Raw genomic sequence first — 21,316 nt, 5'->3', positions numbered from 1 at the left:
CCACATGGATTTTTCCTACAGCGACGAGCAGCGTATGCTCGCCGACATCCTGGAGCGCCTGATTGCCGACCAGGAAGGATTGCCCCGCGTCGATCAGCACGCTAGGAATGCCGCTTCCAGTGCGCCATCTCCCCTGTGGCGCACTTTCGCTGAGCTGGGCCTGCTGCAGCTGCCGTTCCAGGAAGCGGTTGGCGGCTTGGGCGGCGGCGGCATCGATGCCATGATCGTAATGCAGTCGCTGGGCAAGGGCTTGATCAGCGAACCCTACCTGGACGCCTTGCTCCTGCCGGGCACGCTGCTGGCGAGTCTGGCCAACGACGAGCAACGGACACGCTGGCTAACCCCCTTGCTGTCCGGCGAGTGCCGCTTGGCGCTGGCCTGGCAGGAAACCGAGGCCCGCTATGACGCCCATGACATCGCCACCCGCGCCGAGCGTCGGGCCGAAGGCTGGGTACTCGAGGGCACCAAGCAGGTAGTGCTGGCGGCTGCCTCGGCCGAGGCGCTGCTGATCACCGCTCGCCTCGCCACAGGTAGGCTCGGTATCTTCCTGGTGCCCGTCGATAGCGACGCTCTCACGCGTCGCGATTATCAAACGCTCGACGGCCGTGCAGCGTGCGACATCGAATTCAGCGGCATCATGCTGCCACTGGACGCCTGCCTGTCCGAAGACGCCGGCGAAGCCCTCGACGCTGCTCTGGCTCTGGGCCGCTCAGCGCTCTGTGCCGAGGCGGTGGGGAGCATGCAAATCGCCTGCGAGCAGACCCTGGCGTTTCTCAAGGAGCGTCGCCAGTTCGGCCAGCCTCTGGCAAGTTTCCAGGTGCTGCAGCATCGCATGGTGGATATGCACTTGAACCTGGAGCAGGCCCGCTCCATGGCCATCCTCGCCGCCACCAGTCTCGAGCGCCCTGCCGGCGAACGCGACTACCGCATTGCCGCGGCCAAGGCCTACTGCGGCGAGGCCGCGCGCTTTATCGCCGAGCAGGCCATTCAGCTCCACGGCGCCATGGGTATGACCGATGAATGCAGTATTTCCCACTATGCCAAGCGACTGATGATGTTCGACCATTACCTGGGCGACGTGGACCATCACCTCGAATTCGTCAGCGAACGGCTTACCGCCGCCTGACACGTTCGTGGTCAGCTTGTCGACATGCAAAAGGCCCCTCGCGGGGCCTTTTGCTTGAAAGCCGGCCTCACGGCCGGCTTCATTAAACGAAATGAGGCTTACAACTTGCTTTCCAGCTCCGGCAGGATCTCGAACAGATCGCCGACCAGGCCGTAATCGGCCACCTGGAAGATCGGCGCCTCCTCGTCCTTGTTGATGGCGACGATCACCTTGGAGTCCTTCATGCCGGCCAGGTGCTGGATGGCGCCGGAAATGCCCACCGCAATATAGAGCTCCGGCGCGACGATCTTGCCGGTCTGCCCCACCTGCATGTCGTTGGGCACGAAGCCGGCGTCCACCGCGGCGCGCGAGGCGCCGATGGCGGCACCCAGCTTGTCGGCGATGCCGTCGAGCAGCTTGAAGTTCTCGCCGCTGCCCATGCCGCGCCCACCGGAGATGACCACCTTGGCCGCGGCCAGCTCGGGGCGATCGCTCTGGGCCAGTTCCTGCTTGATGAAGGTGGACTGGCTGTTGTCGACCACCGTGTCGACGCTCTCGATGGCGGCGTTACCGCTTTCACCTACCGCATCGAAGCCGGTGCTGCGCACGGTGATCACCTTGAGGCTGTCGGCGCTCTTGACCGTGGCGATGGCGTTGCCGGCGTAGATCGGGCGCTTGAAGGTGTCGGCGTCGACCACCTCGACGATCTCGGAGAGCTGGCTAACGTCCTTCAGCGCGGCGACCCGCGGCAGCACGTTCTTGCCGGTGGTGGAGGCGGCGGCGAGGATATGGGAATAGTCGCCGGCGAGCTCGACCAGCAGCGCAGACAGCGGTTCGGCCAGCTGATGGGCGTAGACGGCGTTGTCGGCCACGCGGACCTTGTTCACGCCGTCGAGCTTGGCCGCGGCATCGGCCACGGCGCCGACGTTCTCGCCCGCGACCAGCACGTCGATGTCACCACCGATGGCCTGGGCGGCGGCAACCACGTGGGCGGTAGCGCCAACCAGGACGCCGTCGTGATGTTCGGCTAAAACCAGGATGCTCATGAAATCGGCTCCCTTCAAAGCACTTTGGCTTCGTTCTTGAGTTTGTCCACGAGCTCGTCGACGGAGCCCACCTTGATGCCGCCCTTGCGCTCGGCCGGCGATTCGACCTTGAGCAGCGTGAGCTTGCTGGCCACCTCGATGCCGTAATCGGCCGGGGTCTTGACGTCGAGCGGCTTCTTCTTGGCCTTCATGATGTCGGGCAGCTTGGCGTAGCGCGGCTCGTTGAGGCGCAGGTCGGTGGTGACGATGGCCGGCAGGGTCAGCTCGACGGTCTGCAGGCCGCCGTCGATCTCGCGGGTGACCTGGACCTTGTCCCCGTCCACCTGCACTTCGGAAGCGAAGGTGCCCTGGGGCAGGCCGGCGAGCGCGGCGAGCATCTGGCCGGTCTGGTTGTTATCGGTGTCGATGGCCTGCTTGCCGAGGATGACCAGCCCGGGCTGCTCCTCTTCCACCACCTTGGCCAGCAGCTTGGCTGCCGCCAGCGACTCGACGCGCTCTTCGGTCTCGACATGCACGGCACGATCGGCACCCAGCGCCAGCGCGGTGCGCAGCTGCTCCTGGGCGGCCTTGGGGCCGATGGTCACCGCGACGATCTCGGTGGCCACGCCTTTCTCCTTCAGCCGCACGGCCTCTTCCACGGCGATCTCGCAGAAGGGGTTCATGGCCATCTTGACGTTGGTGAGGTCGACGTCGGAGTGATCCGCCTTGACGCGGATCTTGACGTTGTAGTCGATGACGCGTTTGACCGCGACGAGGATTTTCATAGGCTCTCTCCCGATTCATGTCCATCGGCCTGGCGGAGCAGGCCGAGATGAATTTCCGCAAAGCGGAGTACCACAATTGTGAGGCCAAGCCTCGGGCGCCCTACCAGGGCGCGAAAAGGAACCAACCGGACAGCAGCGGAATGCAGGCCAACAAGAAACGTGCATTCCAACGATAGCCGATGTGGGTCGAGGCGACACCGCTGAAGCGCGACAGTATCAGCATCGACGCCGTCATCGGCGAGGACATCAGCGCCAGCGCCCAGCCCACCATCAGCGACGCGCCCAGCAGCGCCGGCGACAGGCCTGTGATATCGAGTTCCGGCAACAGACCGACCAGCAGGGTGACAGTTATGATGGGGTTGACCCCGACCTGAGCCAGGCCCATCACCAACAGCATTGCCAGCACGGCACTGGCCGCCCCAAAGGGGGCCATGAAATTCATGAGCGGACCGAGGCTTGTTACCGGCACCAGCGTGACGCACAGATGCCCGAGATAGCCTGCGGCACCGAGCACGACAATCTCATTAGCACTCGGCGCCAGCAGCCAGGGCAACTGACGTCGCAGCGTGGCGAGCGCCGCCGGCACCCCCAGCAGGCCTAGACGGCGGCGCTGCCACGCAAGCCAGGCATAAGCTCCTAATGGCGCCCCCAGCAGGGCGGCAATCGGCAAGCGCACGTCCAGAACCCAAGCGAGCAGGAAGACCAGCGAGACAATGCCCAGCAGCAGCAGGCAGAACTGTCCCAGCGGGGCCAACGAAGGAGCCGGCAGTGCCGATGGCTGCGTAACGGGATGCGGGCCGGTGACATGGTCCATACCCCAGCCGACCAGGAAGATGACCAATGCGGCACCGATCACATAGGGGGCCAAGTCGAGCCAGCTCAGCTCGGGTAGATTGGAGAGCACGACTGCCACCCCGATCCCCATGGGCGAAATCAGCGGCGCCAGCGAGAAGCCGCGCAGCAAGGCCAGCAACATCCGCCGTTGGCGAGCCCGACGGACCCAGCCGCGGCCCTGGGCCGCGGCAAGGGTATTACTCTTTTCTATCATGCCGGCAAACAGGTTGAGTACGCCAATGTTCAGGATGATGCCGAACAGCGCCGAGCCGGTCGAGAGGAACGGATAGCGGCGGCCTGGAGGCTGCAATAGCATCGCCCCACCGCAGCGGCGAACCAGCCGCGAGCGATAGGCCGGCAGGCGCAGCAGGCTCAATGCCACCACGAAGGTGGCAAAGAAGGCAAAGCGCCCCGCCGCCTCGTACAGCAGCCGGCCCGGCGTCTCGGTGCGCCATAGCACGACCAGGGTCAACAAGCCGGCGACCAGCAGCAGCCCGTACGCCATGGAGGAGAAGTCTCCCCTCAGGGTTACCAGGTAGCCCACCAGGGCGAACACGCCAAGCGCTTGCAACGGCGGGCTGCCGATGACCAGATGACACAGTGTGGTCAGCGTGACCACCACCAGCAGGCCGGTACGCCACCGTACCAATATCACTCGGCCACTCCCTCCGGCGACTCGCTGCCACTGCGGCGACGAAAGGCGCCTTCGCCCATGGCAAGCAGAAGACCTTCGGCGTCGGTCACCTCACCGCAGGCCATGTAGACCTTGCGTCCGCCGCCGCGCACCCGACCGGTGGCCCGCAGCACGCCGGCTCCAGCCGGCCCGACAAAGGTGGTAGTCAGCGACAGCGTCATGCCGCGGCGCACGCGCCCCGGCAGCGGGCAGTGGAGCCCGGCGAGGCTCAGGGCACTATCCAGCATCGAGGTGAGCACGCCACCATGCACGATCCCGCTGCGGTTGAGGTGGCGTGGGTCCGCCACCAGCTCGACCACGGCAATCCCCTCAGACCACTCCACGACCTGCATGCCGAGTAACTCATGGTATCCCATCAGTGCCGCTTGGCGGGTTTCGCTCATGCGTTGCCCTCGCGGCTGGCCAGGCTGCGCAAACGGCCTTTGAGAATCTTGCCGCTGGCCGTGGCCGGCAGTACGTCCATCAGTACCAGCTGTGTCGGGCGCTTGTACGGGGCGAGCCGCTCAGCGATGAATTCGCGCAACGCCGCCTCGCTGACAGTCGAAGCGGGTTCGCACTGGATAAAGGCCACGACTTCCTCGTTTCCCTCCACCTGGCGTCCCACCACTGCCGACAGGGTGACGTCAGGGTGCTCATTGATCACCGCTTCGACGTCGGGCGGATAGATGTTGAAACCGGAGCGGATAATCAGCTCCTTGCTGCGCCCCACGATATAGAGCTGGTCGTTCGCGTCGAAGCGGGCGATGTCACCGGTATTCAACCAGCCGTCCTCGTTGAGACAGGCGCGGGTGGCAGCCGGCTGGCGGAAGTAGCCTTTCATTATGTTGGGGCCACGCACCCAGAGTTCGCCGGCACCTTCATGGCTCGGTTCATCCTCCCCGGCATCACCCAGCGCTTCGAGGCGATACTCCAGCAGCGGCAGTACGCGTCCCACGGTATTGTTGTCGAAGCAGTCGTCGATTCGGGTCTGGCTGATGGTCGGGCTCGCTTCGGTGAGACCATAACCATTGTGCAGGGTGAGCCCGAACAATGCCTGCACGCGACGCTTGAGGTCGCCATCTAGCGGTGAGCCGCCAGCGGAGATATAGCGCAATTCGGGCGCCACGAGCGGGCGCCGTTCACGTCGTAGGAATTCCAATGTGCGCGCGAACATGGCCGGCACGCCCTGCAGCACGGTGATGCGCTCCTGTTGCAGCGCCACGAGCATGGCAGAGGCATCGAAGCGTGGCACGGTATAGAGGCAGGCCCCGTTGTAGAGCGACCCCATGCACACCGACGACAGGCCGAACACATGGGACATCGGCAGCACGCCATAGACTCTTTCACCGGGCCCCAAGTGGCGCATGCCGCCCGAGAGCGAGGCAATATATAGAATGCCACGGTGGGTCAGCATTACGCCCTTGGGTGTTCCGGTGGTACCCGAGGTATAAATCATCGCCGCGACTTGATCGGCCCCACTGCAAGCCACCGGTTCAGGCGCCACCTCGGCAGGCTCCGACAGCCTCAGCCGACCCAGCGAGGGGTGGTCGTATACCTCGGCATCATGCCGCAGGCCGTGAGCATCGGCGTCCGGTGATGCCTCGCTGGTATAAAACACCCGACGCGGCTGGCAATTGTCGCGGATCGCATCGATCTCGAGGGCCGAAAGACGCGAATTGACGATGGCCACCCAGACATCGCTTTCGCTGGCCGCCAGCAGCAGCGCGACCAGCGCCCGGCCGTTTTCGCTCACGGTCATGATGCGATCCCCGGGACGTACGCCCAAGGCGTCGAGCCACTCGGCTGCGGCACGGATCTCGCGACCCAGTTCGGCATAGCTCCAACACACCTCACCATCGACCAGCGCTGGCAGGCCCGCCAAGCGGTCTGCGTTGTGCAGCACCCGGGAACTCAGCCGCTCGGGTAACTCGGCCACCAGTTCGCTTGCCAGACGGCCGAAGATCTCCTCATCCGGTGCCCGGCGCGTCAGCGAAAGTGCCATCAGCTCACCTCCCGCACCATGTTGCGGGCGATCACCAGTTGCTGGATCTGAGTGGTGCCCTCGTAAATGCGGAACAGCCGCACGTCGCGATAGAAGCGCTCCACCGCGTATTCCGCGATGTAGCCGGCGCCACCGTGCACCTGTACCGCACGGTCTGCGACGCGCCCTACCATTTCGGCGCAGAACAGCTTGCAGCAGGAAGCCAGCGTAGAGACGTTCTCGCCGGCATCCTTGCGCCGAGCGGCGTCGAGCACCATGCTGTGGCCGGCATAGGCCTCGGTCTTGCTGTCGGCGAGCATGGCCTGGATCAACTGATGATCGGCCAGCGGCATGCCGAACTGCTTACGCTCTATGGCGTAGTTCAGTGATTCCTCGACCAGGCGCTCGGCTACGCCCACGCAGACCGCCGAGATATGCAATCTGCCACGGTCGAGGACCTTCATCGCGGTCTTGAAGCCCTGCCCTTCACGGCCGCCGATAATGTTCTCGGCCGGGACCCGGCAGTCCTCGAAGATGATGTCGCAGGTGTGGGCCCCCTTCTGCCCCATTTTCTTGTCGGCAGGACCGCGCTTGAGTCCCGGGGTGTCGCCCTCGACGATGAACGCCGTGATTCCACCAGCACCCTTGTTGCTCGGGTCGGTTCTCGCCATAACGGTGAAGACATCGGCCTCGGGGCCATTGGTGATGAAACGCTTGGTGCCGTTGAGCACGTAGTGGTCGCCATCTCGTACCGCCGTGGTGCGCAAGCTGGCGGCATCGGAACCGGAGTCGGGCTCGGTGAGGCAGAAGGAACTGAGCAGCTCTCCAGTGGCAAGGCGTGGCACGTATCGCGCTTTCTGTTCAGGCGTGCCGTCGATCAAGATGCCCTGGGCGCCGATGCCGTTGTTGGTACCGAACACCGAACGGAAGGCCGGCGAGGTCTTGCCGATTTCCATCGCGACCAGCGCCTCCTCCTCCATGGTCAGCCCCAGGCCACCGAACTCCTCGGGTATCGACAGACCGAACAGGCCCATCTCCTTCATTTCCTCCAGCAGCTCGGGCGGCACGGCATCCTCTTCTGCAAGGCGTGCCTCGTTGGGTATCAAGCGCTCGCGCACGAAGCGGGAAATGGTGTCGATGAGCTGATCGAGCAGTTCAGGATCGCGAATCATGGTATGTCCTCACGAAATAACGGGGCTGATCTGGCCGAGAGGCCTTGAAATGTCAGGCTTCATCTGCCCATATTTCGCATAGCAGAATGAAAGACCGCTTTTCATTGCCATGCACTGTTGCATAGCCTAGGATGGCAGTCAATAAAACGGAACCATGTTTTACTATGCGGAATAGTAAACACCACCAGAGAGGACGTCACCATGTCGCACGGCACCTCGCCGCCCCGCACTAGCTTCAACACACTCGGCATAGTCGGCACCGGCGCCATGGGGCGCGGCATCGCTCAGATTGCCGCCCAGGCAGGCTTGACCGTCTACCTTCACGATCTGCGTGCAGGTGCCGTCGACGAGGCGCGCGATTTCATCGCCGGCATGTGGCATCGCGGCGTGCAGAAGCAACGACTCAGCGAAGCCGATGCCGAGCGCTATCGGGCCAGCCTGAAGGAGGCTGCCTCGCTCGCCGACCTGGCCGAGTGCGACATTGTCGTCGAAGCCATCGTCGAGAAGCTCGAGGCCAAGCAATCCCTATTCACCGAACTCGAAGAAATACTCGACGAGAGAGCAGTACTTGCCACCAATACCTCGTCACTCTCGGTGACCGCCATCGCATCGGCCTGTCGCCACCCCGAGCGTGTAATCGGTTTCCACTTCTTCAATCCCGTGCCGCTGATGAAGATAGTCGAGGTCATTCCCGGGCTGCGCACCTCCGGTCACGTTACCGATGATGTCGAGGCGCTCGGCCGTGCCATGGGCCATTTCACCGCGCGTACCACCGATACTCCGGGGTTCCTGGTCAATCACGCAGGGCGCGCCTACGGCACCGAGGCGCTACGCATCCTCGGCGAAAGTGTGGCCGACCCCGCAACCATCGACCGCGTCATGGTCGACCAGGGCGGGTTTCGGATGGGGCCGTTCGCGCTGCTCGATCTTACCGGGCTCGACGTATCCCACGCGGTGATGGAGTCGATTTATCACCAGTATTACGAGGAGCCGCGCTTTCGCCCGTCACCGATTACCCGCCAGCGACTGATTGCCGGCCTGCTGGGACGCAAGAGCGGCGAAGGTTTCTACCGTTACGTCGATGACAAGCCGCAGGTACCCGAACAGCCGTCCCTGCCCTCGGCGCCGCCGCGCCCGGTATGGATCGCGGCCCAAGACGCGGAAGCTCACCAGGCGCTCGCCTCGCTGGTGAACAGTGCCGGCTGGCCGTTGGAAAGTGGCGTATCGCCCTCTTCCGAGGCCCTCTGTCTGGTTGCACCACTTGGGGAGGATGCCACCGCCTGCGCACTGCGCCTCGGTGTGCCGGCCGAACGCTGCGTGGCCGTGGATCTCTTGGCAGGCCTCGACAAGCGTCGTTCACTGATGACCACACCCGCCACTCGTGGCGAATACCGTGATGCCGCCATGACCCTGCTCGGTCACGACGGCACGCCGGTCAATGCTTTGCATGACAGCAATGGCTTCGTGCTGCAGCGGGTAGTGGCCTGCATCGTCAACGTCGGCAGCGAGATCGCCCAGCAGGGTGTAGCCGCCCCCCAAACCATCGACCGTGCCGTGGAACTGGGGCTGGGCTATCCCCATGGGCCGCTGGCCATGGGTGACCATTACGGCAGCCGACGAATACTCACCATTCTCGACAATATGCTGGCGGCCACCGGCGATCCGCGCTATCGCGCCAGTCCCTGGCTGCGTCGACGCGCTACTCTCGGCCTGCCATTGACCAACGCCTGAGCCTACCGCTCAACAGGAGATCTTCATGCAAGACGCCTATATCTATGATGGGTTGCGCACGCCCTTCGGCCGCCATGGCGGAAGCCTGGCCGCGGTCCGCCCAGACGACCTGCTCGGTTACGTACTCAAGGCAATTGTGGAACGCAACGGCTTCGCGCACGAGGCTTACGAAGAAGTCCTAGCCGGGTGCACCAACCAGGCCGGCGAGGATTCACGCAATGTGGCCCGCCATGCCGGACTGCTGGCCGGCCTGCCGGTCGACGTGGCTGCACAGACAGTCAACCGGTTATGCGGCAGCGGACTGGCCACTGTGATGGACGCCGCCCGTGCCACGCGTCTGGGCGAAGGCGAACTTTTCCTGGCCGGCGGCGTGGAGTCGATGTCTCGGGCGCCGTATGTGCTGGGCAAGGCCGAGTCCCCTTTCGCACGCAATCAACCCATGTACGACACCGTTATCGGCTCGCGCTTCCCGCATCCCTGGATCGCCCGCGAATACGGTAGCCACAGCATGCCGGAGACCGCCGACAACGTGGCCCACGAGCTCGATATCGGCCGCGACGCCAGCGATGCCTTCGCTGCCCGCTCCCAGGCACGCTACGCAGTGGCCCAGGCGCGTGGATTCTATGATGATGAGCTGCTCGCCATCGAGGTGCCCCAAGGGCGCAAGCAGCCACCACTGAACGTGGCTCGCGACGAGCATCCCCGCCCGGGCAGCGATGTCGATAAGCTGGCCCGTCTCAACCCGCTGTTCGAAGGCGGGGTGGTGACCGCCGGCAATGCTTCCGGACTCAACGACGGCGCTGCGGCATTGATCGTCGGCAGCCTGGCGGCCGGTGAACGTGCCGGCATTGCCCCCAGGGGGCGCATCGTCGCCAGCGCCGTAGCCGGTGTTCCGCCCCGTGTAATGGGCCTGGGCCCGGTCCCGGCCAGCCGCAAGGCGCTGGAGCGAGCCGGACTCACCCTCGATCAGATGGACGTTATCGAGATCAACGAAGCCTTCGCTGTGCAAGTGTTGGGCTGTATCAAGCAGTTGGGCATTGCCGTCGAGGACGAGCGACTCAACGCCAACGGCGGCGCCATCGCCATCGGCCATCCATTGGGTGCCTCCGGCGCCCGCCTGGCCCTGACAGCGCTGCGTCAACTTGAGGCGAGCGGAGGACGCTATGCCCTGGTCACCATGTGCATCGGTGTCGGGCAGGGCATCGCTTGCATACTCGAGCGCCTGGACGGCTAGCCGGCCTCGTGCCTCGGGCCGTTGTCGCCAGCGGACCCGGCCCGGGGCGATATGCGATACTCCGCCCTACGATCTCGCGACAGGGAAACCCATGAACAAACCAGCCCCAGTGGAAGACGAGCAGACCGCGCCGACCAAGGACCGCAATTTCGTTACTGCCCTGGCCCGTGGCCTGGAGTTGCTTCGCGCCTTCGGCACCGGCGAGGAGTATCTTGGCAATGCGGAGCTGTCCGGCCGTACCGGCATTCCACGCCCGACGGTCTCGCGCCTGACCTACACCCTGACCCAGCTCGGTTACCTGCGCCATAACACCCGGCTGGAGAAGTACCGGCTGGGGCCGGGAATCCTGGCGCTGGGCTATCGCTTCCTGGCAAGCCAGGGGATCCGTGAGATCGCCCGGCCCTTCATGCAGCAGTTTGCCGAAGCCACCGACTGCAACGTCAGTCTGGGGGCGGCCGACAAGAATGACATGGTGTACGTCGAGAGCTGTCATGGCAGCGGCCCGCTGATCGTGCGGCTTGACGTGGGTTCTCGCTTGCCCATGGCAACCACGGCCATCGGTCGTGCCTGGCTATGCGGTCTACCCGAGGCGCGTCGTGAAGCGGTCATGGCCGAGCTGGCCAAGGCTCACGGAAGCGAATGGCAGGCCTTGGAGAAGGGCATCAGGCGCAGCCAGGAAGAGTTTGAGCGCTATGGCTTCTGTCTTTCGGAAGGCGACTGGCAATCCCAGATCAGCGCCGTAGCCGCCCCCCTTATCCTAGAAGACGGGGCGGAAGTCATGGCAATCAACTGCGGCGGCGCCGCGCATCGCCTCAGCCACTCGACCATGGTCGATAACCTGGGTCCGAGACTCAAGGAAGTAGCAAGGCGCATCCTCACCGAATTGCAGCACGGCACTGGTCAGTAGCATGAGCAGCGGCTAGCGCCCGCTGTTGCCTAACGGCGTATGTCGATATAGTGATGATGAGATGCCCTAGGGCACCATTTTCACGTAGACGGACGACTCGCCATGCCTGACACCGCGTCGCGTCCCGGCATGCTGGAGCAGGATGCCTATCGTCTGAGCGCCGTTGGCGACTGGACACTGCCTCACTATGCCAGGCTGCGGGATGCCGTGGCCAAGGTCCACGAAGTCGAATCGGTCGACCTGCAGCGACTCGGCGAGCTGGACACCTCCGGCGCCGCCCTGCTTGTCGACCTGCTGGGTCCCGCCAACGTGCACGAGATCGCCCAGTGGGCGCCGAACCTGCCCACCGAACGCCAGGCCTTGCTCAAGGCCGTCGCCGATGCCAATCGTCGCCCTCTGTTTGCACCGCCAACGCAACGCGGCAACCCTCTCACGGTACTGGCAGGGCTCGGGCAGGTCGTCGAACTGCTCGCAAGACAGCAGCTCCAGCTCGTTGCCTTCATCGGGCTGACGCTGAGCACGTTCATGATCACGTTATTCAAGCCCTGGCGCTGGCGAGTCACCTCGCTGTCGGCACACGTGCAGCAGACCGGACTCAATGCCATTCCCATCGTCGCTCTGCTCACCTTTCTGGTCGGTGCGGTGGTGGCTTTCCTCGGCGCCACCGTGCTGCGTAGTTTCGGCGCAACCATCTACACCGTCGATCTCGTGACCTACGCCTTTCTGCGCGAGTTCGGCGTCCTGCTGGCGGCAATACTGCTGGCCGGACGCACCGCCAGTGCTTTCACCGCGCAGATCGGCTCGATGAAAGCCAACGAAGAGCTCGACGCGCTGCGCGCTCAAGGGCTCGACCCCATGGAAATGCTGGTACTCCCCAGGGTATTGGCGATGATGGTCAGTTTGCCGATTCTGGCCCTGATCGGCATGCTTAGCGGCATGCTGGGAGGGGCGCTGGTATGTACCATGGCGCTAGACATCTCTCTCACGCAGTTCCTCATCATCCTTCAGCGTGACATTCCGCTGGGGCACTTCCTGGTTGGCATCGCCAAGGCACCGCTGTTTGCCTTCGTCATCGCCGTGATCGGCTGCCTGGAAGGCTTCAAGGCCGGTGCCAGCGCTCAATCGGTAGGAGCGCACACCACCTCCAGCGTGGTGCAGTCGATCTTCATGGTGATCCTGCTCGATGCCCTAGCGGCGCTGTTCTTCATGGAGATGGGCTGGTGAAGCAGACGGGAGAAGCCATCGTCGTGATCCGCGGCCTGGTCAACCGCTTCGGCTCTCATGTGGTTCACGAAGGGCTCGACCTGGACATTCGGCGCGGTGAGATTCTTGGCGTGGTGGGCGGCTCCGGCACCGGCAAGTCGGTACTGTTGCGCAGCATCGTCGGGCTCAAGCGGCCTGACGGTGGCAACATCCGCGTCTTCGGCGAAGACTTGCAGCGCTTGTCTCCCGCCCGGCGAGCCCGGATCGAGCGCCGTTTCGGCGTGCTGTTCCAGCGCGGCGCCCTATTCTCCTCGCTCAACTTGCAGGAGAACGTGGCCCTGCCGTTGATCGAGCATGCCGGCTTGTCGCGTACCGACGCCGAATGCCTGGCGCGGGTCAAGCTGGCGCTCGCAGGGCTGCCGCCCGATTTTGCCCGACTCAACCCCGCGGAGCTTTCCGGCGGCATGATCAAGCGTGCCGCGCTCGCTCGTGCCCTGGCCCTCGACCCCGAGGTACTCTTCCTCGACGAGCCCACCGCTGGCCTCGACCCCATCGGCGCCGCCGCCTTCGACCGGTTGCTGATGACGCTACGCGATGCGCTGGGCTTCAGCGTCTTTCTGGTCACGCACGATCTCGATACGCTGTACTCGAGCTGCGACCGGGTTGCCGTGATCGCCGACAAACGAGTCCTGGTGGCCGATTCGTTGCCCATGGTAGAAGCCACCGACGACCCTTGGATACGCGACTATTTTCACGGTCCCAGGGGGCGGGCCGCCAGCCAGGCGGCACAACGCGAATCGTCACCACAGGGAGAGAAACGCTGATGGAGACACGTGCACACCACGTCGTAATCGGCCTGTTCGTCGTGATGGCGGTCGTCGGTGGTACGCTGTTCGCCCTGTGGCTCAACCAGAGCACCCGCGACCAGGGCTACACCCAGTATGAGGTTCTCTTCAATCATGGTGTCAGCGGCCTGTCGGAGGGCAACGCCGTGGAGTACAGCGGCGTTCGGGTCGGCGAGGTCGCCGGCCTGCGCCTCGATCCCGACGATCCTCGCAACGTCCTGGCGTTGATTCGCGTCGAGAGCCAGGTGCCGATCCGTCAGGACACCCGCGCGCGCCTGGCCCTGACCAGCATCACCGGCAGCATGTCCATCCAGTTGCAGGGAGGCGCCCCGGACAGCCCTCTGCTGGTTACCCGAGGCGACGACCAGCCTCCACGCATCATCGCCGACCAGTCGCCGCTGAGTGCCATGCTCAGCAACAGCGAGGAGCTGCTGGGCAGCGTCAATCGCGTGCTCTCGCGGCTGGAGGCGGTGCTGTCGGAGGAAAACGTGCACAACATCGAACGAATACTGGCCAATCTGGAGCTCACCACGGCCCAGCTAGCCAGCCTCGGAGACGCACCTGGCCACCTGGCCGGACGCCTCAACGAACTGTCCCAGGAGGCTGCCCGAGCACTTGCCGAAATCCGTGCGCTGGCCAACCGAACCGGCGGCATGTTGCAGGGCCATGCGGAAGGCATGCTGGTGGACGTCCGCCAGGTCACTACCAGCCTGGCACGCACCGCCCAGAGTCTGGAGTCACTGCTGGAAGATAACCAGGGAGCACTGGAGAGCGGCCTGCGTGGCGTGCAGGGCCTGGGGCCGGCGACCCTGGAACTGCGCAACACGCTCTCATCGCTGAACCGTCTGATGCGGCGTCTGGAGGATAACCCGCGCGACTTCCTGCTGGGACGCGATCGTGTCGAGGAGTTCAGCCCATGAGGCATCGGCTGCCCCTGACTGCAGTCGTGGTAATCGTCCTGTCGCTGGTCGGCTGTAGTCTGGTGCCGGAACGCACCCCGGTCGTCCTGTATGAACTGCCCGCTCGCAGCCTCGATCCCGCACCTCGACCGGGCGAGCGAATCGAAGCGACACTGCGCCTGGCAACACCACGCGCCAGCGGCCTGCTCGATGGCTCGCGAATCCTCGTCGTGCCGTTGCCCAACCAGCCACGAGCCTACGAAGGCGTGCGTTGGGCTGACGGCATGCCGCAGCTCGTTCGCAACCGCCTGTTCGATGCCTTTCAGGACGATGGACGTATTGCGCACCTGGTGCATGACGACAGTGCCGTGTCAGCCGACATGGAGCTGCTCAGCGACCTGCGCAGCTTCCACAGCGAATACCAAGACGGCCTCCCCGTGGCAACGCTACGTCTCGACGTCAGGCTGATCGACACCCGCTCGCAGCGAGTCCTGGCCAACCAACGCTTCGTCCAACGACAGCGCGCGGAGAGCGAGGCCATCCCCGACGTGATCGACGCCTTCGGCACGGCGGCGGACAGGCTGGCACGTGAACTGGTCGACTGGACCACGGCGCAAATGAAGCAGCGCTGATTTCTCTCTGACAAATGGTCTGCACGAACATTGGTACTTGGCATGAAGTCGAGCAGTTACCCGCAGCGGTAGCGATTGGTTATCATGCTCGGCAAATTCAAGGGAACAACGACGATGACGATGGATACGCCACGCCAGAATCTTGGTATCAGCGCCTACAGCTGGCTCAAGCACGACATCATTCGCGGCGTGTTCCAGCCCGGCGAAAAGCTGTTGATGAGCCGGCTCAAGGAGCGCTATGGGCTAGGCATCGGCCCACTGCGCGAAGCCCTTTCCCAACTCGTTGCCGAGCGCCTGGTGGTGGCCATCAGCCAGCGTGGCTACCGGGTAGCCCCGATGTCGTTGGCCGAACTCAGCGATCTCTACGATGCACGCGCCCATCTCGAAGGGCTGTTGCTCAAGCTTGCCATCGAACGCGGCGACGACAGCTGGGAGGCCAGCATCCTGGCCAAGGCGCACACCCTGTCGAAGGTCATGGAAGTGAATTCTCCCGACGAACTGCTGGATGTCTGGGATGCACGGCACAAGGCCTTCCATACGGCGATCGTGAGCGGCTGCCGCTCACCTCATCTGCTACAGGTGCGCGACAGCCTGTTCGATCAGGTTGAGCGCTACCGACACCTGTGGCTGCACGAGACGGTATTCTCCGACGAGGCGCTGGAGCGCAAGCGTCAGGAGCATGCCGCCCTGGTCGAGGTGATACTCGAACGGCAGGCCGCACGCGCCGCCGACATGATGCGTGAGCACCTGATGACGCCGGTTCCGATCATCACCGAAGTGATGACCCGCCGCGGCCTGGCATGACACGCCCCCCCCTTTCAGCCGCTCCTCTGCGTCACCATCCTGTCATACGCTGTCGCCAGAATGGGAGGTGACAGGCCGAACGCAACGGCTTATGTTGAAAGCAAACCAGAAGAACCGGCCTGATTGACGCAGGGCCAAGGGAGGGAGACATGCCACACCTACTGCGTTTTTCCCGCGACATCGAATCCCGCCTCGAGAGGCTCGCCCAGCGCACCGGCAAGAGCAAGGGCGAATTGATCGAGAGCTGCCTCGCGATGGGCATGCGTGACCTGGAAGCTCAGTTTCTGCTGGAGGAAGCCGTCAACGCCCCGCTACCCAGCCATCGCCCTGCCCTCGACCAGCTGCTTCGCGAGAGCGGCTTGGGCGCCTGATCATCCGTCTCGGCGGAACTCATTCAGGCAGCTTCGATGCATCGCCAGCGCTTGCTCGTGGGACGTGGCTATCAGTCTCACTTCTTCTCCAGGCAGACACTGTGCCAGGCGCGCTGTGGATAATGGAGTCAGCGCCCCCAAGCGGGGGTAACCGCCTATGGTCTGGCGATCGTTGAGCAACACGATGGGCTGTCCGTCCGGTGGCACCTGCACTGCCCCGAGAGGAATCCCCTCGGAGATCAAGCTACCCAACCGGCAGTGAAGCTCGGGCCCACGCAGCCTGATCCCCATGCGGTCGGCACGGTCGTCAATGCGCCACGGTGCGTTGAAGGCACGATAGAGACTCACCCCGGTGAAATGACCGATCTGCGACCCGGGTACCAGCGCCAATTGCTGCCCCACCAGCGTAATACCCTTGGCCGGGTCGAACGGCAGACGACGCTCCGGCGCCTGCTGCCCGCTCCATTCGAGCCGGTTGCCGTTTTTCAATGCGCTGCCGTCACCCAGGTGTCCGCCCAGTTGTTCCCTCGGTGTGGCACTGCGGCTACCCAGCACCTCCGGTGCATCGAACCCGCCTGGCACGGCCAGATAGGCTCGCAGGCCTTGACGCGGCTGGCGAAAGGTCAGGCGCTGCCCCGCAGCGATACGAAAGGTCGAACCGGGTGTGAGTGGACGGTCGTCCAGGCGGGCCTCCAGATCCGCCCCCGCCAAGGCCAGGGTCGCATCCTGCTCCGCCTCCAGCGTCAAGCCACCGCCAATCACGATCTCCAGCGCTGCGGCGTTCGGAACATTGCCCAGTAACCAGTTGGCCCAGGAGAAGGAGACCCAGTCGGCGGCGCCGCCCTGGGTAACCCCCAGGTGACGCACACCGAAGCGCCCGCTATCCACGACAAGCGCCAGGGGGCCCTCCTGCACGACGCGCAGGGTATGCGACACGACACGATTCATGAAGCGCTCTCCAGCGGTGTGGTGTCGCCGCCCTGCCGCTCGAACTCGTCACGAGAAATCGCCATGAAGCACACCCGGTCACCCGGGAGTAGCAGTGGCTCGCCGCGGCGAGCATGCTCGAACAGCGGTACGGCGGTGCGCCCCAGGATGTTCCACCCACCCGGCGACTGCAGCGGATAGATGGCGGTCTGGCGTTCGGCGATGGCGACGCTGCCGGCGGGTACCCGCCGCCGCGGCGTATTCAGGCGCGGCGTAGCCAGTGCCTCTTCCACCAGTCCCATGAAGCCGTAACCGGGCGCGAAGCCGAGCGCAAAGACGTAATAGTCGCGAGCACAATGACGCCGGATAACCTCGTCGACCGCCAGCCCCGCCCGTTCAGCCACGCGTGCCAGTTCCGGGCCGACGCTGGGGTCATACCAGACCGGGATTTCGTGGTACGTCCCATGCTCGGCAGCGGCCGGCTCAAGCCGATCAAGCACACGCCCGATGTGCTGCAGTGCCTCCGCGTGCGTCAGGCTCAGGCAATCGTAGTGCAGCAGCAGCGTGGTGTAGGAAGGCACGAGGTCGATCAACCATTGCCCGAAGGCCTCGCGAAGCGCCCGATCGGCAGCGAGAATCCAGGGCATGTTCTTTTCGTCGATAGTGTCGAACAGGCGCACCATGAGAGAGTCCATGGCGGCCGTTTCGATGCGCGGTCGAATCGTCACGTCGTCTTCAGCGCCTCGAAGGCCTCGCGGATGGCCCGTACCGCCGCCACCGACTCGGGATTGTCGCCGTGTACGCAAAGAGTGTCGCAGGGCAGCTCGAGCTCGGTGCCATCCGCTGAACGAAGCGGCTCGCCCTTTGCCAGGCGCACCGCCTGTTCGACGATGATCGCCTGGTCGTGATGCACCGCTCCCGGCAAGCGACGTGAGACGAGATGACCATTGGCATCGTAGGCCCGGTCGGCAAAGGTTTCGAACCAGATGGTAACATCCATTGCTCGAGCCAACTGGCGGCTCGGCACGGGATCGGCCGTGGCCATCAGCATCAGCGGCAGGCCTGGATCGAAGCTGCGTACCGCCCGCATGACGGCACGCAGCAGCTCGGGGTCGCGGGCCATGTCGTTATACAGCGCGCCATGCGGCTTGACGTAGCGAATGGCGGTCCCTTCCGCCTGGCAAATACCGGCCAGCGCACCTATCTGGTAGAGCATCATGTCCTCGACTTCCGCGGGAGAACAGGCCATGGAGCGGCGTCCGAACCCCACCAGGTCGGGATAAGCAGGATGCGCCCCCACCCTCACCCCATGCTTCACCGCAAGCCGTACCGTGCGGCGCATCACGTGCGGGTCCGAGGCGTGATAGCCGCAGGCAATGTTGGCGCAATCGACATGAGGCATGACCTCACTGTCGAGCCCCAGCGAATAGTTGCCGAAGCTTTCGCCCATGTCGCAGTTGAGCAGGGGAACGGCCATGACGACTCCTGTGTCAAGCGGTGTCAAACGTCTATTCTTGTAGCGTATCTCACTATATGAAGCGGCTTTTTTCTTGGCCAATCGTTTTTCACGATACTTCGTATCGTCGTCGCCTATCATCTTGTTATTTAGTGGAAAAATGGTTGACCTCGCTCCTTTCGGGGATTATCAATGAAAGGAATCGAGGCCCTATAACGTCAACAAAAGGAGTTCACCCTCATGGCGGTCAAAGATCCTTTCCACCTGGCCATTCAGGTTCACGACATCGAAGAGGCACGCCGCTTCTACGGCGACTTCCTCGGCTGCCCCGAAGGGCGCTCATCGGACAGCTGGGTGGACTTCAATCTGTTCGGACATCAATTCGTCTGCCATCTCAACCCAGCCCTGAAGGACAACCCGGTTGCCAGCCACAAGAATCCCGTCGATGGCCATGGGGTGCCGGTGCCGCATTTCGGTGTAGTGCTGGAAATGCAGGCGTGGGAAAGCCTGGCCCAAAAGCTGAGGGATCACGGCGTGAAGTTCGTGATCGAGCCCTATATCCGCTTCAAGGGCGAAGCCGGTGAGCAGGCCACCATGTTCTTCTACGATCCTTCCGGTAACGCTCTGGAGTTCAAGGCCTTCAAGAACCGTGAAGAACAGCTGTTCAAGAAGGCCTGACCGGCTCCGTCATGCTTGATTTCAAAGAGCTGGAGGCTTTCGTCTGGGCGGTCAGGCTGGGTTCCTTCCGCAAGGCGGCGGAACGCCTGCACCTGACGCAGCCCTCTATCTCGGAGCGCATCTCGCGCCTGGAGGGCAGCGTCGGAGAGGTGCTGCTGGAGCGCTCCGCCAGGCCCATCCAGCCGACCATGCGCGGTCGCGAGTTCTTTGTGCATGCGGAGCGGCTGCTGCAGCAGCGCGACGAAGCACTGAGACTCTTCGATGACGAAGAGAACTACTCCGCTCCTCTGCGCCTGGGCGCCATCGAAACCATCGCCCATAGCTGGCTGCCCGATTTCATGCGCGCCCTGACGCAGCGTTATCCGCGGCTCACCATCGAGCTGAGCGTCGACTATTCTCCGGCGCTCAACCAGCGGCTGGCCGGCAACGACCTCGATATCCTGCTTGCCATGAACGGTTATCTCGATCCTGAGCGCATCGACCAGGTATCGCTCAGCCCTTACGAGATGGGCATGTTCGTCTCACCGGATCATGTCGAGATGTTGACTGCCCGTCCCGATAGCTGGCTGGTCGGGTTGCCGTTCATCTCCTTCGGCAAGAAGGCGCGACCTTATGAGGAACTGATCGATTACCTGGCACGGCAGGGGCTGGAGCACCCACGCATTCACAGCGTGAGTACCCTGATGACCATCGTGCGAATGACCATGGAGGGCCTTGGCATCGGTGCCTTGCCCGTCGCCACCGTGCTTGACGAGTGGCGCAGCGGCAAGCTGTACCGCCTGGAACTGCCATGTGCCCTACCCGACATGCACTACGACGTGATATGGCGTCCGGCCAGCCATCCGCGTTTCTGTCGTAGCGTTGGGCTGCTGGCCCAGGAATGTGCCGAACGCTACGCAAGATCGCGCCGCGACGACATGGCTCACAGCGATTTTCCCGGCCGTTGGGTGCGGCCAGAACGTCCCACGACACACCCACTGGCAACATGACCACAATCCTTGGAAATCCAACAAGAGAGAAGACAATGAACAATATCCTGTCCCGTTCTCTGCTGCTGGCGACCGCCTGCGGCCTTTCCGCTGCGGCCACCGCCGCCGAATGGACCATGGCGACCCCCTATGGCGATGCCAGTTTCCATACCCAGAATGTGAAGCAGTTTGCCGAGGATGTGGCCGAGGCCACCGACGGAGAGCTGACCATCAACGTCCACAGCGGCGGTTCGCTAGTAGCCCATGGAGAAATCAAGTCATCGGTGCGGCGTGGCACCATCGAGGCCGGTGAGGTCTTCCTCTCGACTCTGTCCAACGAGGATCCGATCTTCGAGGTCGACACCCTGCCAGGGGTTGCCGGCAGCTACGACGAAGCCTACCAACTGTGGGAAACCACAAAGCCTGTGATCGAGGAGCTGTTCGCCAACCAGGGTTTGAAACCGCTGTATGCCGTGGCCTGGCCGGCCCAAGGTATTTATACCGACTTCGAACTGACCGATCCGGGACAGTTCGAGGGACTTCGCGTCCGCGCACCGAATATCAATACCCAGCGCTTCGTCGACTACCTGGGCGGTAGCCCCACCGAGACCGAGGAAGCCGACATTCCTACTGCCTTCAGCACCGGCCGGGTGGATGCCATGATCACCTCGAGCTCCACCGGAAATTCGATGACGGCATGGGATTATGTCTCCCACTACACCGACGCCAACCTGTGGCTGCCCAAGAACATCGTCTTCATCAACCAGCGTGCCTTCGATCGCCTCGATGAGCCGACCCAGGAGGCACTGCTGGAAGCGGCTGCACGAGCCGAGGAGCGCGGCTGGCAGATGAGCCGTGACGACAACCAGGCCAGCCTCGAGGCGTTGCAAGAGAATGGCATTACCGTCTCCGAGCCCAACGAGGAAGTGGCCGCCGCCCTGCAGGAGGCAGGCGATCAGCTGTTCTCCTCATGGCAGGAGCGTGCCAGCGAGCAATCCATGCAGGTGCTCGAGGAGTACCAGCAGCAGCGCGACAACTGATCCCGCAAGAGACAAGGCGTGGTGGGCTGCCGCCACGCCTCTCCCA

At 63.7% G+C, this 21,316-nt stretch carries 22 protein-coding genes; 13 read left to right on the top strand and 9 right to left on the bottom strand.

Going from position 1 to position 21,316, the window contains the following annotated elements:
- The first annotated feature begins 4 nt into the window (after window positions 1–4).
- Entirely contained in the window at window positions 5–1,126 is a 1,122-nt protein-coding gene (locus tag HNO52_RS10045) for an acyl-CoA dehydrogenase family protein (protein ID WP_197568978.1), read from the top strand.
- Between the two features lie 98 nt (window positions 1,127–1,224).
- Here HNO52_RS10045 and HNO52_RS10040 read toward each other — a convergent pair whose 3' ends face one another.
- The 6 genes from HNO52_RS10040 to HNO52_RS10015 all read right to left on the bottom strand — a co-directional run bounded on the left by HNO52_RS10040 (window position 1,225) and on the right by HNO52_RS10015 (window position 7,575).
- Entirely contained in the window at window positions 1,225–2,151 is a 927-nt protein-coding gene (locus tag HNO52_RS10040; protein WP_197568599.1) for an electron transfer flavoprotein subunit alpha/FixB family protein, read from the bottom strand.
- 14 nt (window positions 2,152–2,165) lie between these two features.
- Complete coding sequence (locus HNO52_RS10035; RefSeq protein WP_197568977.1) at window positions 2,166–2,915, bottom strand: electron transfer flavoprotein subunit beta/FixA family protein; 750 nt, start codon at window positions 2,913–2,915, stop codon at window positions 2,166–2,168.
- Between the two features lie 100 nt (window positions 2,916–3,015).
- A complete protein-coding gene (locus HNO52_RS10030; protein WP_197568976.1) occupies window positions 3,016–4,404 on the bottom strand; it encodes a hypothetical protein in 1,389 nt (462 codons plus the stop codon).
- Window positions 4,401–4,826 carry a PaaI family thioesterase gene (locus tag HNO52_RS10025; RefSeq protein ID WP_197568975.1) on the bottom strand — a complete coding sequence of 142 codons (426 nt, stop codon included), beginning with the start codon at window positions 4,824–4,826 and terminating at the stop codon, window positions 4,401–4,403. The genes HNO52_RS10030 and HNO52_RS10025 overlap by 4 nt, the downstream gene beginning before the upstream one ends.
- A complete protein-coding gene (locus tag HNO52_RS10020) occupies window positions 4,823–6,424 on the bottom strand; it encodes a class I adenylate-forming enzyme family protein (RefSeq protein ID WP_197568974.1) in 1,602 nt (533 codons plus the stop codon). Before HNO52_RS10020 ends, HNO52_RS10025 begins: the two co-directional genes overlap by 4 nt.
- Complete coding sequence (locus HNO52_RS10015; protein WP_197568973.1) at window positions 6,424–7,575, bottom strand: acyl-CoA dehydrogenase family protein; 1,152 nt, start codon at window positions 7,573–7,575, stop codon at window positions 6,424–6,426. Before HNO52_RS10015 ends, HNO52_RS10020 begins: the two co-directional genes overlap by 1 nt.
- A gap of 201 nt (window positions 7,576–7,776) precedes the next feature.
- Between HNO52_RS10015 and HNO52_RS10010 the strand changes: the two genes are divergently transcribed.
- The 9 genes from HNO52_RS10010 to HNO52_RS09970 all read left to right on the top strand — a co-directional run bounded on the left by HNO52_RS10010 (window position 7,777) and on the right by HNO52_RS09970 (window position 16,201).
- Window positions 7,777–9,306 (top strand): 3-hydroxyacyl-CoA dehydrogenase, encoded by a 1,530-nt coding sequence (locus tag HNO52_RS10010; protein ID WP_197568972.1) that lies wholly within the window; start codon window positions 7,777–7,779, stop codon window positions 9,304–9,306.
- A 25-nt stretch (window positions 9,307–9,331) separates the two neighbouring features.
- On the top strand, window positions 9,332–10,540 hold the full coding sequence (locus HNO52_RS10005; RefSeq protein WP_197568971.1) for a 3-oxoadipyl-CoA thiolase: 1,209 nt from the start codon (window positions 9,332–9,334) through the stop codon (window positions 10,538–10,540).
- 91 nt (window positions 10,541–10,631) lie between these two features.
- Window positions 10,632–11,447, top strand: coding sequence for an IclR family transcriptional regulator (locus tag HNO52_RS10000; protein WP_197568970.1), 816 nt, complete (start codon window positions 10,632–10,634; stop codon window positions 11,445–11,447).
- Window positions 11,448–11,549: 102 nt separating this feature from the next.
- Entirely contained in the window at window positions 11,550–12,671 is a 1,122-nt protein-coding gene (locus tag HNO52_RS09995) for an MlaE family ABC transporter permease (RefSeq protein WP_197568969.1), read from the top strand.
- Window positions 12,668–13,474, top strand: a complete 807-nt coding sequence (locus HNO52_RS09990) for an ABC transporter ATP-binding protein (RefSeq protein ID WP_442907169.1) — start codon at window positions 12,668–12,670, stop codon at window positions 13,472–13,474. Before HNO52_RS09995 ends, HNO52_RS09990 begins: the two co-directional genes overlap by 4 nt.
- A complete protein-coding gene (locus tag HNO52_RS09985) occupies window positions 13,474–14,415 on the top strand; it encodes an MlaD family protein (RefSeq protein ID WP_197568968.1) in 942 nt (313 codons plus the stop codon). Before HNO52_RS09990 ends, HNO52_RS09985 begins: the two co-directional genes overlap by 1 nt.
- The gene (locus HNO52_RS09980) at window positions 14,412–15,026 is read left to right on the top strand and encodes an ABC-type transport auxiliary lipoprotein family protein (protein ID WP_197568967.1); all 615 of its coding nucleotides are present in this window, start codon (window positions 14,412–14,414) and stop codon (window positions 15,024–15,026) included. Before HNO52_RS09985 ends, HNO52_RS09980 begins: the two co-directional genes overlap by 4 nt.
- A gap of 114 nt (window positions 15,027–15,140) precedes the next feature.
- A complete protein-coding gene (csiR, locus tag HNO52_RS09975) occupies window positions 15,141–15,830 on the top strand; it encodes a DNA-binding transcriptional regulator CsiR (RefSeq protein WP_197568966.1) in 690 nt (229 codons plus the stop codon).
- Between the two features lie 149 nt (window positions 15,831–15,979).
- Window positions 15,980–16,201, top strand: coding sequence for a YlcI/YnfO family protein (locus HNO52_RS09970; RefSeq protein ID WP_197568965.1), 222 nt, complete (start codon window positions 15,980–15,982; stop codon window positions 16,199–16,201).
- On the opposite strand, the gene HNO52_RS09965 is transcribed toward HNO52_RS09970, so the two are convergent.
- The 3 genes from HNO52_RS09965 to HNO52_RS09955 are packed head-to-tail and all read right to left on the bottom strand — an operon-like array spanning window position 16,202 to window position 18,605.
- Window positions 16,202–17,149, bottom strand: coding sequence for a 5-oxoprolinase subunit C family protein (locus tag HNO52_RS09965; protein ID WP_197568964.1), 948 nt, complete (start codon window positions 17,147–17,149; stop codon window positions 16,202–16,204).
- Window positions 17,146–17,850: a 5-oxoprolinase subunit B family protein gene (locus tag HNO52_RS09960; protein WP_197569176.1), complete on the bottom strand. Its 705-nt coding sequence runs from the start codon at window positions 17,848–17,850 to the stop codon at window positions 17,146–17,148. Before HNO52_RS09960 ends, HNO52_RS09965 begins: the two co-directional genes overlap by 4 nt.
- A gap of 2 nt (window positions 17,851–17,852) precedes the next feature.
- The gene (locus tag HNO52_RS09955; RefSeq protein WP_197568963.1) at window positions 17,853–18,605 is read right to left on the bottom strand and encodes a 5-oxoprolinase subunit PxpA; all 753 of its coding nucleotides are present in this window, start codon (window positions 18,603–18,605) and stop codon (window positions 17,853–17,855) included.
- 219 nt (window positions 18,606–18,824) lie between these two features.
- Here HNO52_RS09955 and HNO52_RS09950 point away from each other — a divergent pair, with 219 nt between their 5' ends.
- From HNO52_RS09950 to HNO52_RS09940, 3 genes are read left to right on the top strand one after another with little or no spacing between them, the layout of a single operon-like run.
- On the top strand, window positions 18,825–19,262 hold the full coding sequence (locus tag HNO52_RS09950) for a VOC family protein (RefSeq protein ID WP_197568962.1): 438 nt from the start codon (window positions 18,825–18,827) through the stop codon (window positions 19,260–19,262).
- Window positions 19,263–19,273: 11 nt separating this feature from the next.
- Complete coding sequence (locus HNO52_RS09945) at window positions 19,274–20,251, top strand: LysR family transcriptional regulator (RefSeq protein WP_197568961.1); 978 nt, start codon at window positions 19,274–19,276, stop codon at window positions 20,249–20,251.
- A 35-nt stretch (window positions 20,252–20,286) separates the two neighbouring features.
- On the top strand, window positions 20,287–21,270 hold the full coding sequence (locus HNO52_RS09940; protein ID WP_197568960.1) for a TRAP transporter substrate-binding protein: 984 nt from the start codon (window positions 20,287–20,289) through the stop codon (window positions 21,268–21,270).
- The last annotated feature ends 46 nt before the right edge of the window (window positions 21,271–21,316 follow it).

The sequence above is a fragment of the Halomonas sp. MCCC 1A13316 genome, from assembly GCF_014931605.1.
Taxonomy (GTDB): domain Bacteria; phylum Pseudomonadota; class Gammaproteobacteria; order Pseudomonadales; family Halomonadaceae; genus Halomonas.
This window is presented reverse-complemented; position numbering and strand designations above follow the sequence as displayed.